This is a genomic window from uncultured Victivallis sp. (genome assembly GCF_944391105.1).
In the GTDB taxonomy this organism is placed as follows: domain Bacteria; phylum Verrucomicrobiota; class Lentisphaeria; order Victivallales; family Victivallaceae; genus Victivallis.
Map to the genome: position 1 here is coordinate 54,412 of NZ_CALXSK010000015.1, position 16,635 is coordinate 71,046.

12 protein-coding genes are annotated in these 16,635 nt (G+C 60.5%); 8 read left to right on the forward strand and 4 right to left on the reverse strand.

Annotation, left to right across the window (positions count from 1 at the left end; genetic code table 11):
- Positions 1–2: 2 nt before the first annotated feature.
- Positions 3–596, reverse strand: coding sequence for a peptide deformylase (gene def / locus Q0K10_RS06735; RefSeq protein ID WP_294504893.1), 594 nt, complete (start codon positions 594–596; stop codon positions 3–5).
- Between the two features lie 129 nt (positions 597–725).
- Positions 726–2,390, reverse strand: coding sequence for a TolC family protein (locus Q0K10_RS06740; protein WP_294504895.1), 1,665 nt, complete (start codon positions 2,388–2,390; stop codon positions 726–728).
- A 243-nt stretch (positions 2,391–2,633) separates the two neighbouring features.
- Here Q0K10_RS06740 and Q0K10_RS06745 point away from each other — a divergent pair, with 243 nt between their 5' ends.
- The 3 genes from Q0K10_RS06745 to Q0K10_RS06755 all read left to right on the forward strand — a co-directional run bounded on the left by Q0K10_RS06745 (position 2,634) and on the right by Q0K10_RS06755 (position 6,845).
- Positions 2,634–3,785 (forward strand): DUF3142 domain-containing protein, encoded by a 1,152-nt coding sequence (locus Q0K10_RS06745; RefSeq protein ID WP_294504897.1) that lies wholly within the window; start codon positions 2,634–2,636, stop codon positions 3,783–3,785.
- Positions 3,782–5,734, forward strand: coding sequence for a hypothetical protein (locus Q0K10_RS06750; protein ID WP_294504901.1), 1,953 nt, complete (start codon positions 3,782–3,784; stop codon positions 5,732–5,734). The genes Q0K10_RS06745 and Q0K10_RS06750 overlap by 4 nt, the downstream gene beginning before the upstream one ends.
- A gap of 64 nt (positions 5,735–5,798) precedes the next feature.
- Positions 5,799–6,845: a 2-hydroxyacid dehydrogenase gene (locus Q0K10_RS06755; RefSeq protein WP_294504903.1), complete on the forward strand. Its 1,047-nt coding sequence runs from the start codon at positions 5,799–5,801 to the stop codon at positions 6,843–6,845.
- Positions 6,846–6,925: 80 nt separating this feature from the next.
- Here the strand turns inward: Q0K10_RS06755 and Q0K10_RS06760 are convergent, their stop codons facing one another.
- Both Q0K10_RS06760 and ade read right to left on the reverse strand, forming a co-directional pair.
- Positions 6,926–8,059, reverse strand: coding sequence for a metallophosphoesterase (locus tag Q0K10_RS06760; protein ID WP_294504906.1), 1,134 nt, complete (start codon positions 8,057–8,059; stop codon positions 6,926–6,928).
- Between the two features lie 168 nt (positions 8,060–8,227).
- On the reverse strand, positions 8,228–9,940 hold the full coding sequence (gene ade, locus Q0K10_RS06765; protein WP_294504908.1) for an adenine deaminase: 1,713 nt from the start codon (positions 9,938–9,940) through the stop codon (positions 8,228–8,230).
- Between the two features lie 298 nt (positions 9,941–10,238).
- Here ade and Q0K10_RS06770 point away from each other — a divergent pair, with 298 nt between their 5' ends.
- From Q0K10_RS06770 to Q0K10_RS06790, 5 genes are all read left to right on the forward strand, one after another.
- Entirely contained in the window at positions 10,239–11,360 is a 1,122-nt protein-coding gene (locus Q0K10_RS06770; protein WP_294504910.1) for a substrate-binding domain-containing protein, read from the forward strand.
- On the forward strand, positions 11,357–14,437 hold the full coding sequence (locus Q0K10_RS06775) for a glycosyl hydrolase (protein ID WP_294504915.1): 3,081 nt from the start codon (positions 11,357–11,359) through the stop codon (positions 14,435–14,437). The genes Q0K10_RS06770 and Q0K10_RS06775 overlap by 4 nt, the downstream gene beginning before the upstream one ends.
- A gap of 24 nt (positions 14,438–14,461) precedes the next feature.
- A complete protein-coding gene (locus Q0K10_RS06780) occupies positions 14,462–15,220 on the forward strand; it encodes a type II secretion system protein (protein ID WP_294504918.1) in 759 nt (252 codons plus the stop codon).
- A 51-nt stretch (positions 15,221–15,271) separates the two neighbouring features.
- Positions 15,272–15,835, forward strand: a complete 564-nt coding sequence (locus Q0K10_RS06785; RefSeq protein WP_294504921.1) for a hypothetical protein — start codon at positions 15,272–15,274, stop codon at positions 15,833–15,835.
- Between the two features lie 31 nt (positions 15,836–15,866).
- The coding region (locus tag Q0K10_RS06790) for a sugar-binding domain-containing protein (RefSeq protein ID WP_294504924.1) at positions 15,867–16,635 on the forward strand (769 nt) is incomplete at its 3' end.

A 16,635-nucleotide genomic window follows, 5' to 3' on the forward strand; every position in this document is an offset into this window, starting at 1 on the left:
CCTTACTTTACTTTGATCCGGTGAAAATGGTGCTTCTCTCCGTACCGCTGCATCTGCCGCATTTCGCGTTCCACCTTTGCGAGCTCCGCCGGCTCGACACGATCGACAAACAGTTTGCCGTCAAGATGATCCAGTTCATGCTGAATACACCGGCCGAGCAGACCGCCGCACTCGCATTCAATCAGTTCTCCGTCAATCGTCGCCGCACGGAAAAAAACCCGCGCCGGACGCTCCACCGGAGCCCACACATCCGGCAGAGAGAGACATCCCTCGTCCCGCATCTCCGTATCAGGCGAAACCGAGATGATTTCCGGATTGATGACCACGAACGGCATCTTCGGCAGGAGTTTCTCCTCCCCGACGCTCGGAACATCGCTCATCGACTCCTGCGGCAGATTGAAGGCGACCATCCGGATCGACTCTCCCACCTGCGGCGCAGCCAACCCGACACCTTCAAACGCCTGCACAACTTCGATCATCTTCTCCGCCAACTGCCGGAGCTCCGGTGTTACGGCGCCAACAGGCTGTGCAACGGCACGCAGCACCGGATCCCCCATCGTATGCACGACGTAACGTTTCTTATTTCTGAAAAGCATCCTCTCTCCTGTTCTCTCTTTCTCAAATGGCTTCTCCGCAACCGCATCCGAACCGCGTCGGACAGCCCGGAATCAAGATACGCAAAAACCGTCGGTGTTGCCCGACGGTTGCAGAAAATGCCGAATCAATCACTTCTTTTCCGGCACTCTGGTCGGATCCGCCGGAATCTCCGGAGCCTTCACCGAAGGCTCTTCGACCACAGCGGTTTCGCTGCCGGCCGGAGGGATCTTGCTCTGATCCGCGGGGGCCTTCAGACCGGATTCGACCATCGGCTCGGGCTTCTCCGCTGCAACGGATTCCTCGGCGGACGGAGTATTTTTGATCTCCCCCGGAGCAACATGTTCCGGATCGCCGTAATAGGCGGCCGAATTCGCCGCGACCGCAGCGTCGAGCTGCGCCTTCGCATTCTGAATATTGATGTAGCTGCTCGCAAGATTCGTCTCGGCCTCGACCAGGTCGCGCTGCGCCTCGTTCAAACGGGTCAGCTCGGTATTGCCGGCCTTGTAACCTTCGTCGACCAGATCGCGCTGCTGGGCGGAAAGGTCACGGGTCTTTTCGAAGATGCGGGTCTGCTTCACACTCTGCACATAATTCGCATAAGCCGTACGGACTTCTCCGACAACCTCCAGCCACTTGGCCGAAACCGAAAATTCCGCCACAGCCAGATTCGCCTTGTACTCGCGAATCTTGTTCTCACGGATCAAACCGTCGAAGATCGTCCAGTCGGCGGTCAAACCGTAACCGATCGACGGCGACTCGCTGTAAGTGCTGTCCCCATTGTGGCTGGCGCCCTCCCAACCTTTGCTGCGGCTGAAATTCGTGCCGTAACCCATGTTGAAATAGGCGTTGACCGTCGGGGAGTAGGCGCTCCAGGTCTGATACATCTGATATTTCGCGACTTCAAGCTGTTCACGATAGCCCTTCAGGTCCGGGCGGTTCGCAAGAGCCGTGTCGAGATAGACGTCGACCGACGGGAGATCGGTAAAATTGGTCTTGAAGTCGGAGGGGAACTTCAGCTCTTTCGGGAACGTCCCTTCCGGATATCCCATCAGAACCGCCAGCGCGTAAATCGCGGTTTCATACTGATAGTCGGCACTGATGAGGTCGGTCTCAGCGGAGTTCACGGCGATTTCAAAGTTCAGCACATCCGAAAGCGGAACCGCGCCGGCCTGATATTTCAGCCGCGTGTCGCGCAGGCTCGACTCCTGGAATTTGCGGTCCTCCTCGGCGATCCGCTTGTTTTCGATCGCGAGCAGAACGGTGTTGTAGGCGTAGGCGACCGCCTGCATCATCGTGCGGGCTTCATCATCCTCGAGCAGTTTCTGGTAATTGAAGTTGTGCTTGTAGATCAGCACGGAAAATTCACGGGCCAGACCGTCGAACAGCAGCCAGTTCACATTCAGACCCGTATTGGTCGTGATGCTCTCCGTCCGGGACGGCGTGCCGGAAGTGTTGTGCGGACGCCGCGTCCAGCTCTGATTGTCTCCGATGGAGAAACTCGCCCCAACCGTCGGGGAATACGCTCCCCACGCCTGCAGATAACGCATCCGCGCGGCGTTAACCGAGTGATAGGCGGCGATGTAGGTCGGGTTGTTCTTGATCGCGATCCGCTGCGCATCGGCAAGCGTCAGATCGGTGATGTCATCCAGAAGCCGATCCGCCCCGTCCTGTTTGCGCTGTGTGTAGGACTCGCTCATCGTCGCGGACGGCGGCGGCGTGTACTCGTAACATCCGCCGACCGCAGCCAGCAGGAGACCGAACGCACCGAATCTGAACACGTGTTTCAACTCCATACTTCTCATTCCCCCCCAATCTCTGTCTAAACGGTATCGGGAAATCTTTTCCCATCACAATCTTAGGTTATCCGAAGAATATAACCGTCATTTTCGATTTTTCAAGTCATATTATGGAAAATAACGTGGTTTCTTCCGGGATTATTGTCCCGGCGTGAAAAAAAGGGAGGATTTTTTCTGAAAACGACTTGCAAAATCCTTCTGCTCCGGTAAATTACGCCGTATCATCAGCTGGGGTGTTTTTTGAAACAGTTTATCCTGACACTTCTTCTGTTCCGGCTCCTGGCCGCGGCCGCGGCGACACCCGCCACGGAGTTCTACCTCTGGCAGAGACGCTGGACACCGGACGTCGCGCGCGCGTTGGAACGGAACGATTCCGCGCTGCAGATTTTTGCGGCGGAGCTCTCCGCGGCCGGAATCGAACGCTCCGAGGCTCCGGCGGAACTCTGGAAGCGGCAGAATGTCACAGCCGTTTTCCGGCTCCGCGTCGACGCCTTGAACCTTCCGGGATTTACGCGTCTCGCCGCCGAAATCTCCCGGAACGGCTGCAGCCGGATTCAGATCGACGCCGATGTCCCTGAGCGGAGGCTCGCCGAATATGCGGCGCTCCTCCGGACGTTGAGGAGCAAACTCTCTCCGCATGTCGAGGAATTTTCCGTAACCGCTCTGCCCTGCCACCTCGGGCGCGCCGGATTCGCCGCAGTCGCAGCGGAGACCGACTACTACGTTCTTCAACTGCACGGACTCAATGTGCCCGGGCGGATCGACGAACCGTATGCGCTGATCGATGAAACAATCTCCCGGACGGCGATCCGCCGGGCCCGGCAGCTCGGAAAACCGTTCCGCATCGCGCTGCCGGCCTACGCCTACCGGCTTGAGTTTGATGAAACGGGGAATTTTACCGCGATCGCAGCGGAGGGGGCGGCTCCTCCGGCGGCCGGCCGCCGAATCCGGCTGGCAGCACCGGAGCCGGAGCTCCTCGCCGCTCTGATCCGGGAAAATCCCGATATCGGAAGGATCTGGTTCCGGCTGCCGGTCGGCGGGGATCGCCTCTGCTACGACCGGGCCTCGATCGAGTCATTCGAACGCGGAGAAATTCCGACAACTCGTCTTGAGATCAAACTCCGCCGGGTGGCGGAAAATGCACTCGAACTCTGGATCACTCCGCACGCCCGGCTCCAGCTCGAACCGCTCGAACTCGCGCTCGAATGGCCCGACCGGCACGGAGAGTTCGAACCTGCACCGGGCACCGGAACTTCTCCGGAAAAACTCCCGTTCGGAATTCTTCCCGAACGATTGACGGTTGAATTTCCCGGTTGCGGCGCAGAAATCCGCGTCGCGACTTTTCTCGTCGATGAAACCAATCCCCCCATTGTAAAGGAGATAACCCCATGAAACGCCTGCTCTTTGCATTGCTGCTGGGCAGCTCTGCGGCCGCCATCGGCTGCGGCCCCTACTTCCCCCCGTCCTACCTCGCGTCGGAAGCGCCGAGGAGTCCGGAACTCAAATACGAATATGATCTAGAGCTGCTCGGCCGCCATTTCCATCCTGACGCATGGGCATTCGAACCGGATCGATCCGGAGGAGTTTCGACCGCCGACGCAACCCGGAACGATTTTCTCGCCGCAGCGGCGGCACTCCCGGAAGAAGAGCTGGAGAGTGCGCTCGCCGCATACCTTGCCTTCGACCGCGCCTGCCGCAACGGGGAAACGCCGGAGTTCGATGCCGAAGCGCTGCCCGGCTGTGCGAAGGAGTTTTATCTCTACTCCGCCGGATACGCCGAAATGAAGAATGACCCGGCCTGCCGGGAACCCGCCGCCTGGAAAGAACTGCTCGCCCTGCCCGCCGGCGACCGGAAATATCGCACGGTCTGGGTACACTACATGCTCGGCAACCTCGCGCTGAAGCAGAGCGCCGACGCAGCATACCGCCACTACCGGGAACTGCGGCTCGCAAAACAGGCGGGATTCATCGACTCCTGTGCACTCGCGGAGCGCAGCGGCAGAAACAACTGGCTGCTTGCGGACAATCCGTTCGATCAGCTCCGCTACCTCCCGGACGACCGGATTACGCCGCTCTGGAAGAAAAACTTTCTCCGCCTTGCGAACGAAGCGTGGAAACTCGACAAGGAACGCATGCTCCGGGATCCGCTGCTGCGGGAGATCGCCCTGCTCGTATTCGATCCGCTCCCGATCCTCGAAAAACTTCCGGAGGAGGAGACGCCGCTCGTGCTCGAACGGGTCGCGGCGGACTGTTATTTCCACAACCGCCTCGACCGCTGCCGTGCGCTGCTGCCGCATCTGCCGGAGAATTCGCTCGTCCGGCTCTATCTGGAGGCCCGGTTTGCTAAGCGCGAAGGAAACCGGAAGGAAGCGGCGGAAAAACTTTCGCTGTGGCTCGCCAACTGCCGGAAACAGGCCGTTCCCTCGTGGAAATTTTACTCGGATGAAGAAGCGCAGATCTTTCCTCCTCAAAGTGCGATGCCGGAGTTCCCCGCGGAAGTACAGGGGATTCTGGGGACGATCCACGTAGACCGGGAGGATTTTCTCGAAGCGCTCCACGCGTTTCTGCAGGCGGAGAGCCGGGTCGACGCAGCCGTGGTCGCCGAACAGCTGCTTCCCGCCGACAACCTGATCGAATACTGCCGCAACCACGCGACCGACCCGGAGAATGAGACCCACAGATGGTTGCGCCACCTGCTTGCGCGGCGGCTCATGCGGGAGAACCGCGTCCGCGAAGCGGGCGAATTTTTTCCGCCATCGCTCCGGGCGCTCCACAAACTCTACCAGGAGACCAGCATCGCGGCGAACACGCTGGAACGGTCGAAAAATGAACGGGCGCTCGCGCTCTTCGAGCTCGGCAGAATCCTCCGGCAGCACGGGTCGGAACTGCGCGCAACGGAACTCGAACCGGATCTCTTCCTCCTGAACGGGGACTATCCGGGATTGCCGTCGGCGAACTGGCGGGAGGGGCAGACCGCCGTGGACGATTCGGAAAAACTTCTCTGGAACGCCGAACTTCCGAACCGGAATCGGATTTCCCGGCGGTTTCACTATCGCCGGATCGCGGCCGACTTCTTCGCCCGGGCGGGAGCGCTCGCCGAAGATCCGGCACTCCGGGCGGCGGGATTCTGGGCGGCGGGATTCGTCCTGGCAGACCGTCATCCGGACGAGGCGGACGGCTACTATCGAATGCTCTGCGACGGCTCCGGTTCACCGCTCGCAGAAGCGGCGCGCGAGCGGCACTGGCTGCCTCCGGCGCCGAAACTCAAGGCGTTGATTCTGAAAGCTCCGCTCGAGCCGCAGCCGGCACTCGAAGAGATCACCGCCGCAACAATCCCGTAGGAGAGATTGCATATCGCGCAAACCGGAGTTATATTACGTCAACACCAATGGGGAGGAGGTTAAGATGAAACCAGTCAAAGTTGCATTTTTCGACACGAAACCCTATGACCGCAAATCGTTTGACGAGGCGAACCGGAATTTCGGATTCGAACTCACCTACTTCGAGGCGCGATTGAATCCCGCCTCTGCAAAGATGGCCGCCGGCTTCGACGTCGTCTGCGCCTTCGTGAACGACGACATCGGCAGAGAGACAATCAAGGTTCTCGTCGAAGAGAAGGTCCAGATGATCGCCATGCGCTGCGCCGGCTACAACAACGTCGATCTCGCCGCCGCTTACGGGAAGATGGTGGTCGTCCGCGTTCCGGGCTACTCGCCCTACGCCGTCGCGGAGTATGCGCTCGCGATGTACATGACGCTGAACCGTTCGCTGCACCGCGCCTACAACCGCGTGCGGGAAAACAACTTTTCGATCAACGGCCTCATCGGCTCCGATCTGCGAGGCAAGACCGTCGGCATCATCGGAACCGGAAAAATCGGGCTCGTGTTCGCGGAGGTTCTGCAGGGATACGGCGTGCGGATTCTCGCATATGACATGTATCCGAACAAAGCCGCCGCGGAGAAGCTCCACATCGAGTACGTACCGCTCGAAACGCTCTACCGCGAATCCGACGTGATCTCGCTGCACTGCCCGCTGACCCGCGAAAACGTTCACATGATCAACCGCGAAGCGATCGCCATGATGAAACCGGGAGTTTACATCATCAACACGAGCCGCGGCAAGCTGATCGACACCGCTGCGCTCATCGAAGCGCTCAAGCACGGCAAGATCGGCGGAGCCTGCCTCGACGTCTACGAGGAGGAGGGAGACTACTTCTTCGAGGACCGCTCGGACGGGCCGATCATCGATGATGTGCTCGCGCGGCTGCTGACATTCCCGAACGTGCTCGTCACATCGCACCAGGCGTTCTTTACGCGCGAGGCGGTCCGGAACATTGCGAACGTCACGCTCGAAAACATCCGCGACTATTTCGAGAAGAACGAACTCCCGAACGGCATCTGCCAGATGTGTGACGGCAGTATGGGCTGTCAGGGGAAACCGTGCGGGAAATAATCCGGTTTCGCCGGATCCCGGGCAAAAAAAACAGACGAATCCTTCCGGGCAACGGTGCAGGTCACCGGCTGCCCGTTTTTCTACTTCTTCCGGACGAGGCGGATCAGGGCGATCTCCGACGGCACGCCGAGACGGACCGGGAATCCATTCCAGATGCCCGCCCCATTCGTGACAAAGAGCGTCATTCCGCCGACCCGGTAGGAGCCGGAGACGAATCCACGGTTGAACCTCGCGATGAAACGGTCCACTCCCGCGATCATTCCGCCATGCGTGTGTCCCGAAAGCATGAGTGCGACACCCTGTTCCGACGCCTCAAAGGCAAGTTCCGGCCGATGCGCGACGAGGATTCTGAGGGCTTCCCGCGGGGCACCGGCGAACGCTTTACCCACCTCCGGCGTTTCGAGTCCGAACCGTGCGGCCGCGGGGTCGGTCACGCCAGCTAGAACGATGTTGTCCGGCAGAACCCGGTGCGCATTCTCCAGAAGTTCGATGCCGAGCGCCGCCAGAAAATTCGACCACTCGACATAGCCGGAGTAATATTCGTGATTGCCGGGCACGCCGAATACGCCGTACGGCGCAGCAAGTTCCCGGAGCGGAAGAAGTTCCGCCCCACACCCCTCGACCGTTCCGTCGACGAAATCTCCGGCCAGCACAATGAGATCGGGTTCCGCCGCGTTGGTTCGTTCGACCATACCGCGAACGCGATCCGCCCGCGTGAGGCTGTCGGCGTGGATATCCGCCAGCAGGGCGATCGTCATGCCATCGGCCTCTTCCGGCAGATTCGGAATCGAAATCGTGATCTCACGGACCTCCGGGACGGCGGTCCCCGCGTGAATTCCCACCACAGCCAGCACGCAGGAGACCGCAAGCAGTCCGAGGTTCACACGGTTGCCGAGAAGCCGGAATCCCGCCGTCGGCTTCCGCCTCCGGCAGAGCATCACCAGGCAGATTCCGCCGCGCACCAGATCAGCCGCCAGAAGCAGGAAGAAGAAGAGAAACAGCACCGCGAACAACCACGCAGCGGCGACAAGCAGCGGAACCGGCAGCTCCGGAGCGAAAAAACGCGGACCACCGAACCAGTGCAGAATATGAAACTTGAATGCCGTCAACACGACCGGCACGGAGAGCCCGATCTTCCAGCCCCAGTGGAGCCGCAGCGGCAGCACCGCCCGTCCGATCACATATCCGGCCAGAAGAATCCCGAAAATCAGCATGAACCTCTTCTCCTCCTTTCCGGCAACCGGGACAATAAGATAGCATCGGAATGAAAGATTGCAAACCCGGTTGTGCCGGAACAGAGACGTCCGCTCCCTCCGGAATCGATGCGGAAAGGGGACCGTGCATTCCGCCGGGGCAGCCGCAGGCCCCGCAGACACCGAGTCTCACACCGGAACGATTTCGAACCGCTCCACGTCCACCAGGCCGCGGTCGGTGACGCGCAGAAATGGAATCACCGGCAGCGGCAGAAACGAGAGCGTCTGAAACGGCGAAGCGAGCCTGCATCCGAGCACCTCCGCCGAACGGTGGATCCGTTTCAGCTGCGTCCCGACGGTTTCGAAGTCGGAGCAGGAGAGCAACCCGCCCAGCGGCAACGGCAGAACATCGAGCACGTCGCCGTCGGCCGCCACAGCGAAACCTCCGCCGCTTTCGCGCAGCGCATTCACCGCCAGAGCCATATCGGAATCCGAAACGCCGACCACACAGAGGTTGTGGCTGTCGTGCCCGACGCTCGAAGCGATGGCGCCGCGCCACAATCCGAAACCATGTACGAATCCGATGCCGACGTTGCCGTTCTTCCCGTGCCGCTCAAGCACGGCGACCTTGGCGACGTCACGCTCCGGATCGCACCGCTTTTCACGACCGTCGAACGGAAGTCTCATCTCGAGGCGATCCGTGATGAGCGACCCCTCCCGGATGCCGATGACAAAAGTCTCCGCCCGAGTGGAACCGACCCGGAACGATTCCGCCGCAGCCGCGGGGCAGCGGATCGAATGCAGAAACGCCGAAAAATCCGGTTCCTCCCCGCGCGATGCGAAAAGCGCTTCGTTCACGAGCCGCCCGTTTTTCCACACAGCCTCGATCCGGCACTCGTCCAGCTTCGAAAGCAGCACGATGTCCGCCCGCATTCCCGGCGCGATGAGTCCGCGGTCGTTCAGGCCGAAATGGCGCGCGGGGGACCAGCAGGCCGTCCGGTAGACCGCGAGCGGATCTGCTCCGGATGCGATCGCCCGGGCGATCATCCGGTCGATATGTCCGTCCTCTTCGATATCCAGGACGTTGCGGTCGTCGGTGCAGAAACAGAGAAAGGGAGAATTCCGAACCGTCACGAGCGGCAGGAGCAACTCCAGGTCGTGGGCGACGGAGCCTTCGCGAATGAGGATCTGCATGCCGAGCCGGAGTTTCTCTTCCGCCTCGGCGAGAGAACCGCTCTCGTGGCAGTTGCGCAGCCCGGCGGCAATGGCGGCATTGAGCGCCTTGCCGGAGAGCATCGGGCAATGACCGTCGATCCGCCCCGGGAACAGCGCAATTTTTTCGAGGACATCCCGGTCGCCGGCGAGAAGTCCGGGGATGTTCATCATCTCGCCGAGACCGCAGGAAAGCGGCTCGGAGACATAGCGGCGAATCTCTTCCGCGTCGAGCACCGCGCCGGAAGTTTCAAGCGGAGTGGCCGGCACGCAGGAGCTGATCTGCACGCGCAGATCCATGCACATGCGTCGTGCCGAGTCGAGAAAATAGTCGATTGCGCGCGTACCGGCGACGTTCGCGAGTTCATGCGGATCGCAGACGGCGGTCGTGACGCCGCGCGGCAGAACGCAACGCTCGTACTCGAACGGAGTCACCATGCACGATTCGACATGCACGTGCGCGTCGATGAATCCCGGAACGGCGAAGAGTCCCGTGCAATCGATCTCGTGTCCCCCCTCATACCCTGCACCGACCCCGGCGATTCGGTCGCCGCAGATGGCGATATCCTCCCGTCGGATCTCGCCGGTGGTCAAATAAAACACCGAGACGTTTTTCAACACCACGGATGCGGGGTGTTTTCCCTGCGCCTGCTCGATGATCGTCCCGGGAATATCCGGCTGTTGACTCATTTTTTCCTCCTGAAACGCTGATCATTTTCCATATTATACACGACGGAGGAGAAAAAGCAATGCCTCGATCGGAATCTTTCCGCCCCCCATTTGCAACAGATCCTGTTTCCTCGCCATATCTCTCCCGCGCAACGAACGAAGTAAAATCGATGTAATTAGCGAAAATCCATATTGTTACAACCGGATCACTCCCGATCTTACAATTACCGAAATCAGGATAAGATTTACCGTTTTCGGAATTGGCAGAAAAAGGATTTTGTGGTATAATTGATAAGCAACAGAACAGGAGATTCCAAACATGACCGTCAAACGTGTGATGCTGATGGTGGAGTGGCAGGTCGGACAGCTGGTCCACGGCGTGGTCGATTATGCCCGCACACACAACTGGCATCTGATTCTCTGGCACGCGGGGGACGTCCGCAAGGCGCTGCGCGAATGGCGCGGCGACGGCGTCATCGCCGGAGTGCTCTATCCGGACCTTTTCGCGCGGAAAACCGTTTCAGGAGTCGACTGGAAACTGGTTTCGCTGGTTCCGCTGAAAGGCCCGACCCTTCCTTACACTCTCGTGCGGGAGGATGACGCCGCCATCGGCAGACTCGCCGCGGAGTATTTCATCCGGTGCGGCTATGAAAACTTCGGCGTGTACAGCGCCTCACCGCGCGGGAAGAGTTTCGGCGAAACGCTCAAAAAGCACGGGGTCGGCCGCTGCGCCCGGCTCTCGACGAACGCGCCGGAGAAACTCCCCGGGTGGCTCGTCCGGCTGCCGAAGCCGTGCGCGGTTTTCGCGGAGAACGACTGGGACGCATCCGACGTCATCAACTCCGCGCTGCTGAGCGGCATCGCCGTTCCCTCGGAACTCTCGGTACTCGGCGTGGGCAACGACGACTGCGTCTGCCATGCGCCGGCGATTTCGCTTTCGAGCATCGACAGCCGCCTCTACCAGATCGGCCGGTGCGCGGCGGAGGAGCTCGACCGGCTCATCGACGGCGGAAAACCCGACAAAAGCGGAATCTTCATCCCCCCCGCCCCGATCCCGATCGAACGTGAAAGCATGGATTTCACCGTCCGCAGCGAACCGCGCATCCGGGAGATCGTCGATTATATGAGGGGCCATCTTGAACAGCGGCTGCCGATCCATTCGCTTGCGCTCCGGTTCGGACTTTCCGACTCGGCGCTCTACAAACTCTTCGCCTCGGAGTTCCGGGCCTCCCCCAAACAGATCCTGCTCGAACTGCGGCTCAAACAGGCCGACGCCATGCTGAGGATGGGGAATTTCACCATGAAACGGATCGCCGAAGGCGCCGGTTTTCCGACGCTCGGGGCGTTTTTTGAGGTATTCAAGGAAAAATACGGCTGCACTCCCGGACAGTGGAGAAAAAGCCTCTCACGCTTTACAACGATGCAGGAAGAACAACGATGAACGTTTCGATTTCCACCGGCTCCTGCCGCACGCTGCCGTTCTGGGCGTGGAACGGCAGGCTCGACAGCGGGGAGCTGCGCCGCCAGATCCGGATTTTCCGGGAGATGGGGTACGGCGGATTTTTCATGCACGCCCGCACCGGGCTCGACACCGGATATCTCTGCGCGGAATGGTTCGACGCCGTTCGCACCTGCATCGACGAGGCGCGCCGCACGGGGCTCGAAGCATGGCTCTACGACGAAGACCGTTATGCCTCCGGCTCCGGCTCCGGCGAAATCGGCCGGAACCGCCGTTTCCGCAGACGCACGCTGGAAGTCGAACGGCTTGAAACTCCGCGCTACCGCCGGAACGATCTGGCCTGGTTCGCCGGAGAACTCCGCGGCAGTGTGCTCCGCAACTGCCGCCGTCTCCAGCGCGGCGACGAACTGCGCGAGGGGGAGTCGTTCCTCCGTTTTCACGTGCGGTTCGACCGGGCGAACTCATGGAACAACGGCGGATACTATTCCGACATGATGAATGCCGAAGGCATCCGGCAGTTCATCCTCATGACGCACGAACGGTACGCACGCGAATGCGGCGCGGAATTCGGCGGCGTCATCCCCGGCCTCTTCTCGGACGAACCGAACTGTTCGAACTGGACGGAGGCGATGGAGCGGAAATTCGCACAACGATACGGCATCGATCTATTCGATCACCTGCCGGAACTTTTTTTCGAAGTCGAAGGCGAAAGCTGTTCGCGAATCCGTTACCTGATGGCGAATCTCCGGACGGAACTGCTGGAATCGGCCTTCGCCGTGCAGGCGGCCGAATGGTGCCGCAGACACGGACTGCTCTACACCGGACACGTGTTCGGCGAGGAGAACGTCATCACCCAGACCCGGAACTGCGGTTCGGCCATGCGGTTCGTGCGGCACATGGATATTCCGGGGGTCGATCTGCTCAGCGACCATCAGCTCATCTACGACGCGATGCTCCAGACCGCCTCGGTCGCGCATCAAAACGGCGGCCGCCGGGTGTTGAGCGAGTCGTTCGCCGGAACCGGCTGGGATTATCCGCTCTATGCGCAGAAGGCGTGCATGGAGTGGCAGCTTGCGCTCGGGGTCACACAATTCTGCAGCCATCTGGCGTTCTATACGCTCCGGGGCGAGGCGAAGCGGGACTATCCGCCGAGCATCCACTACCAATCGCCTTACTTCCGCGTGGAAAAAATCCTGCAGGATCACATTGCATCCATCGGCACTCTGCTCGGTTCGGGAAATCCGGTGCGGCCGATCCTGGTTGTGCATCCGCTCGAATCGACCTGGTTCTGGAAGCCGCTCACAGCCTGCACGCGGGCCGATTACGAAAGCGAAAGCCGCCGACTGCCGCGCCTGCGCAACATGCTGCTGCGCGCTAAACTTGCGTTCGACTACGGCGACGAGGCGATGCTCTCCGAAATCGGGAGCGTCGATGGGAAAAACCTGCGCGTCGGCTGCGCCTCCTACGTCGCAGCGGTGGTGCCGGAACTCCGGACGATCCGCTCAACGACCCTGAAACTGCTCGAACAATTCGCCGATGCCGGAGGGAAAGTCGTCTATCTCGGAGCGGCTCCCGGGTTCGTCGACGCGCTCCCCCACCCCGACGCGGGCCGCATTTATCAGAAGTTCCGTCCTGTGACGCTCGCAGAACTGCCGGCGGCACTCGCTGCCGAGCAAACCGTCTCCGTGCGCGACGGAAATGGAAACTTCGTCGAGCCGCTCCTCTTCAACGAGGTGTGTGGGGAAAACGGGGAACAGCGGCTTTTCCTCTGCAACACGGGCTGTCCGCTGCCGCTCGGGAGCGACATGGATGCGAAGAGCGCCGACGAACGGACGCTGACGATCCCGCGTGCGTTCATCCGCTGGAAGGGGGATCCCGCCCGCATTCCGCTCGAACTCGATCCGACGACCGGGACGCGCCGCAGAGTGAATGCGTTTTTCCGGAACGGCTGGTGGGAGTTCGAAACGAATTTCGGACGGCTCGAATCACGGCTCTTTGCAACTGCCGGAGAGGAAGCGGCCAAAGCTGCGGAAGCCCCCCTTCCCCCGGCGGAATCCGTGAAAATTCTGCATCACTCCTCCGGGCCATGGTTCGTTCAGCCGGACGAGCCGAATGTTCTCGTGCTCGATTTTGCGGAATACTCCTTCGGCGGCGCGGTTGCCGGATACGGCCATGTGCGCGAGGCGGACGCGGTGGCGCGACGGCTGCTCGGAGAACCCGAACGCAGTCACGAGATGGTTCAACCATGGAAGCAGCGGCAGATGAGAAAGAGCAGCCGCTGCGTCGGTGCGACCCTGCGTTTCCGCTTCGACTGCCGCGAAAAACCGGAGAAGATTTCGCTCGCGCTCGAAGAGGCGGATCGATATGAAATTGTGCTGAACGGCCGTCCGGTCGAATTCCGGGACAGCGGCTTCTGGTGCGACGCGAGTTTGCAGATGACGCCGCTCCCGCCGGATGCGCTGCGAATGGGAGAAAACATCCTCGAACTGAGCTGTCGCTACTGCGGAGACATGAGTGGATTTGAGGCGATCTATCTGCTCGGGGAGTTCGGCGTCTTCGAGAACGAGCTGACCCTTCCGGTGCGGACGGTATCGCCGGGCGACTGGGGAATGCAGGGTTACCCGTACTACTCCGGAAACATGAACTGCAGTTTCGAGTTCGAGTGGAACGAACCGGCCGGCACGCCGGCATTTCCGTGGATTCCGGAATGGCGCGGTACGGCCATCGGCATCGCCGTGAACGGCGGAGAACCCCGCATTGCGCTGCTGCATCCGGAACGGCTGAATCTGGGAAAAGAGCTCAAACCCGGCCGCAACCTCATCGAGATCACCGTCTACGGAAGCCGCCGCAACTCGTTCGGTCCATTCGGCGCGGATCCCGGCGACATGGTCGATCCGTCGGATTTCAACTATGCCTCTCCCGGTGCCCGGCATCTGAAGCCGTTCGGGCTGCTGAGCGAAGTCAGGATCGCAACCGTCGTCGCCTCCCCGAGCAGAGAGCTGAAGCCTCCCGCGCCGCACCGGGATGAGTCCCCCCGTTTTCAACCCTTGTCGGAATAACAACCCCGAACCATGGAGATCCAAATGAAACAGAGACAACAGTACGAAAACAAACGCCGCCGCTTCTCCGCCGCCCAAACGAACCGCAGCAGCCTCTTCACGCTCATCGAGCTCCTCGTGGTGATTGCGATCATTGCGATTCTCGCTTCGATGCTGCTGCCCGCGCTGAACCAGGCGCGCGAACGGAGCCGCAGCATCGCCTGCCTCAACAACATGAAACAGATCACCACCGGCATCATCACCTACAGTCTGTCGAACGGGGATGCGATCATCACGCAGGGACTGAACGGCGGCATCACCTACATGAGCGTCATGGTTAAAACAAACGTGCTGCCGGAATCGGAACAGCTCAGCCGCTGTCCGAAGGCCGGGCCGCATCCATCCGTCACGGACGTCGAGGATCAGGTACGCCGATTCTGTTATCCGATCAACGTCGACTGCTTCTTCTCGGACGGAACGAAATGTTCGGCGGAGGACAATTCCAGTCCGCGTGTCAAGGAGGGTGACATCACGACTCTGCTGTTCAAGAAGATCAAGAGTCCTTCGAAGTTTCCGCTTCTGATGGAGGGGCGCGTGCCGACACTCGACCCTTACGTCATGCGCTTCAATCTCGGAGCCTCCGGCCAGAACGGCTGGATGGCGCTCTCGTGGGCCGCGCACAACCCGCAGCGAATCAACATGTCCTGGGCGGACGGCCACGCGAACGCCGCCACCCGCACCGAGCAGTATGAAAACTGGAACAAGGGGAACTGGTGGAACAGCACGCTCGAATGGACCTGGTAACCCCCGTTTCCCCGACAGAATCCCCAACCCCAACCAGAGAAAGTGAATGAAATGAAACTCCACACGATTCTTGCGGCCCTGTTCGCCGCCCTCCTCGTTTCCGCCGCGGATCTTCCGCTTGAAGTGGTTCGCGCGACCTGGGGCGCGGGCGACCGGAAATGCGACGCGACGGCATTTGTTTCCGGACGGCTGCGCGAAGGAAAATTCCTCGTGCTGAGCGCGAAAAACGCCACGACCATCCTCGGCGACCCCGCCCGCATGAAAACCAAGGAGCTGATTGCGACAATCCGGGTCAACGGCGAAGAACGCACTCTTTCCGTCGGCGAATACTCCGCCCCGATCATCGTCCGCACAGGCGGTGATTATCCGGTCACGGAAGCGCTCACCGTTTACAGCGCCACCTACGGGTACGGCTCGAAAACCGCCGATATGCTCGAAACCGTCAAAACCATGATGGCGGAGAAGAAAAAGGCGGGCGTCAACAACCAGTTCGCAGGTTCCGATCCGGCGAAAAACAAGCCCAAGGAGCTGATCGTGCTGTACAGCGTCGGCAACACGTTGCGGGCACTGATCGTGCCGGAGGGGAAATTTTTCGATCCGGCGGAGATCCGATAAACCAGAACCTCTTTATGGAGAAGATGATTTGATGATTCGAGCTTTGTTTTCCGCGCTCCTTCTCGGGACGCTTGCCGCAGCCGGAGCGGATCACGTTTACTTCCCGGAGACGCGCATTGCGCGCGTCGCGCCGGAGAAACTCCACGATCAGGATCTCTCAAAGGCGTTCCGCAAAACCGCCGGAGAGCGCACCGACATCAGCCTCAACGGCTTCTGGAGATTCACGCTCTGCGAAAAGGAACAGGAGACCCCTCCGCCGCTTTCGGAGGAGTGGGGATACTTTCTCGTGCCGGGTTTCTGGAGGATGGGAGCGATGTGCAACTTCTTCCGCACAAGCGACGGACGGGCCGTCGAAAAAGTGCGCGGCAAATCGTACAACGACTATCGCCAGGGGTGGTATTTCCGGGAGTTCGCCACGCCTCCGGAGAGCGGCGGACGGCAGACGCTTCTGAAATTCGACGCGCTCTACACGAAAGGAATCGTGGTCGTGAACGGACAGCGCGTTCCCCTGCCCGAACATCAGCCGCGCCTCAACTGCAACACTCCCGCCTTCCAGGTCGATATCACGCGGTATCTGCGTCCGGAAGGGGAGAAAAATACGATTTACGTCGCGACCTCACCGGAAGATCTGCCGGGAGATGCGGCCCGCGCCGGACTTCAGGACAACGTCTGGCTCTGCACGCGGCCGTTGCGGAACTTCGGAAATCCCCGGGTATTTACTTTTGTAAAGGCGCGGAAACTGCGGATCGACTTCCACGGTGGCACGCTGCCGGAATCGTTCGACGGCACGCTGGAATTCA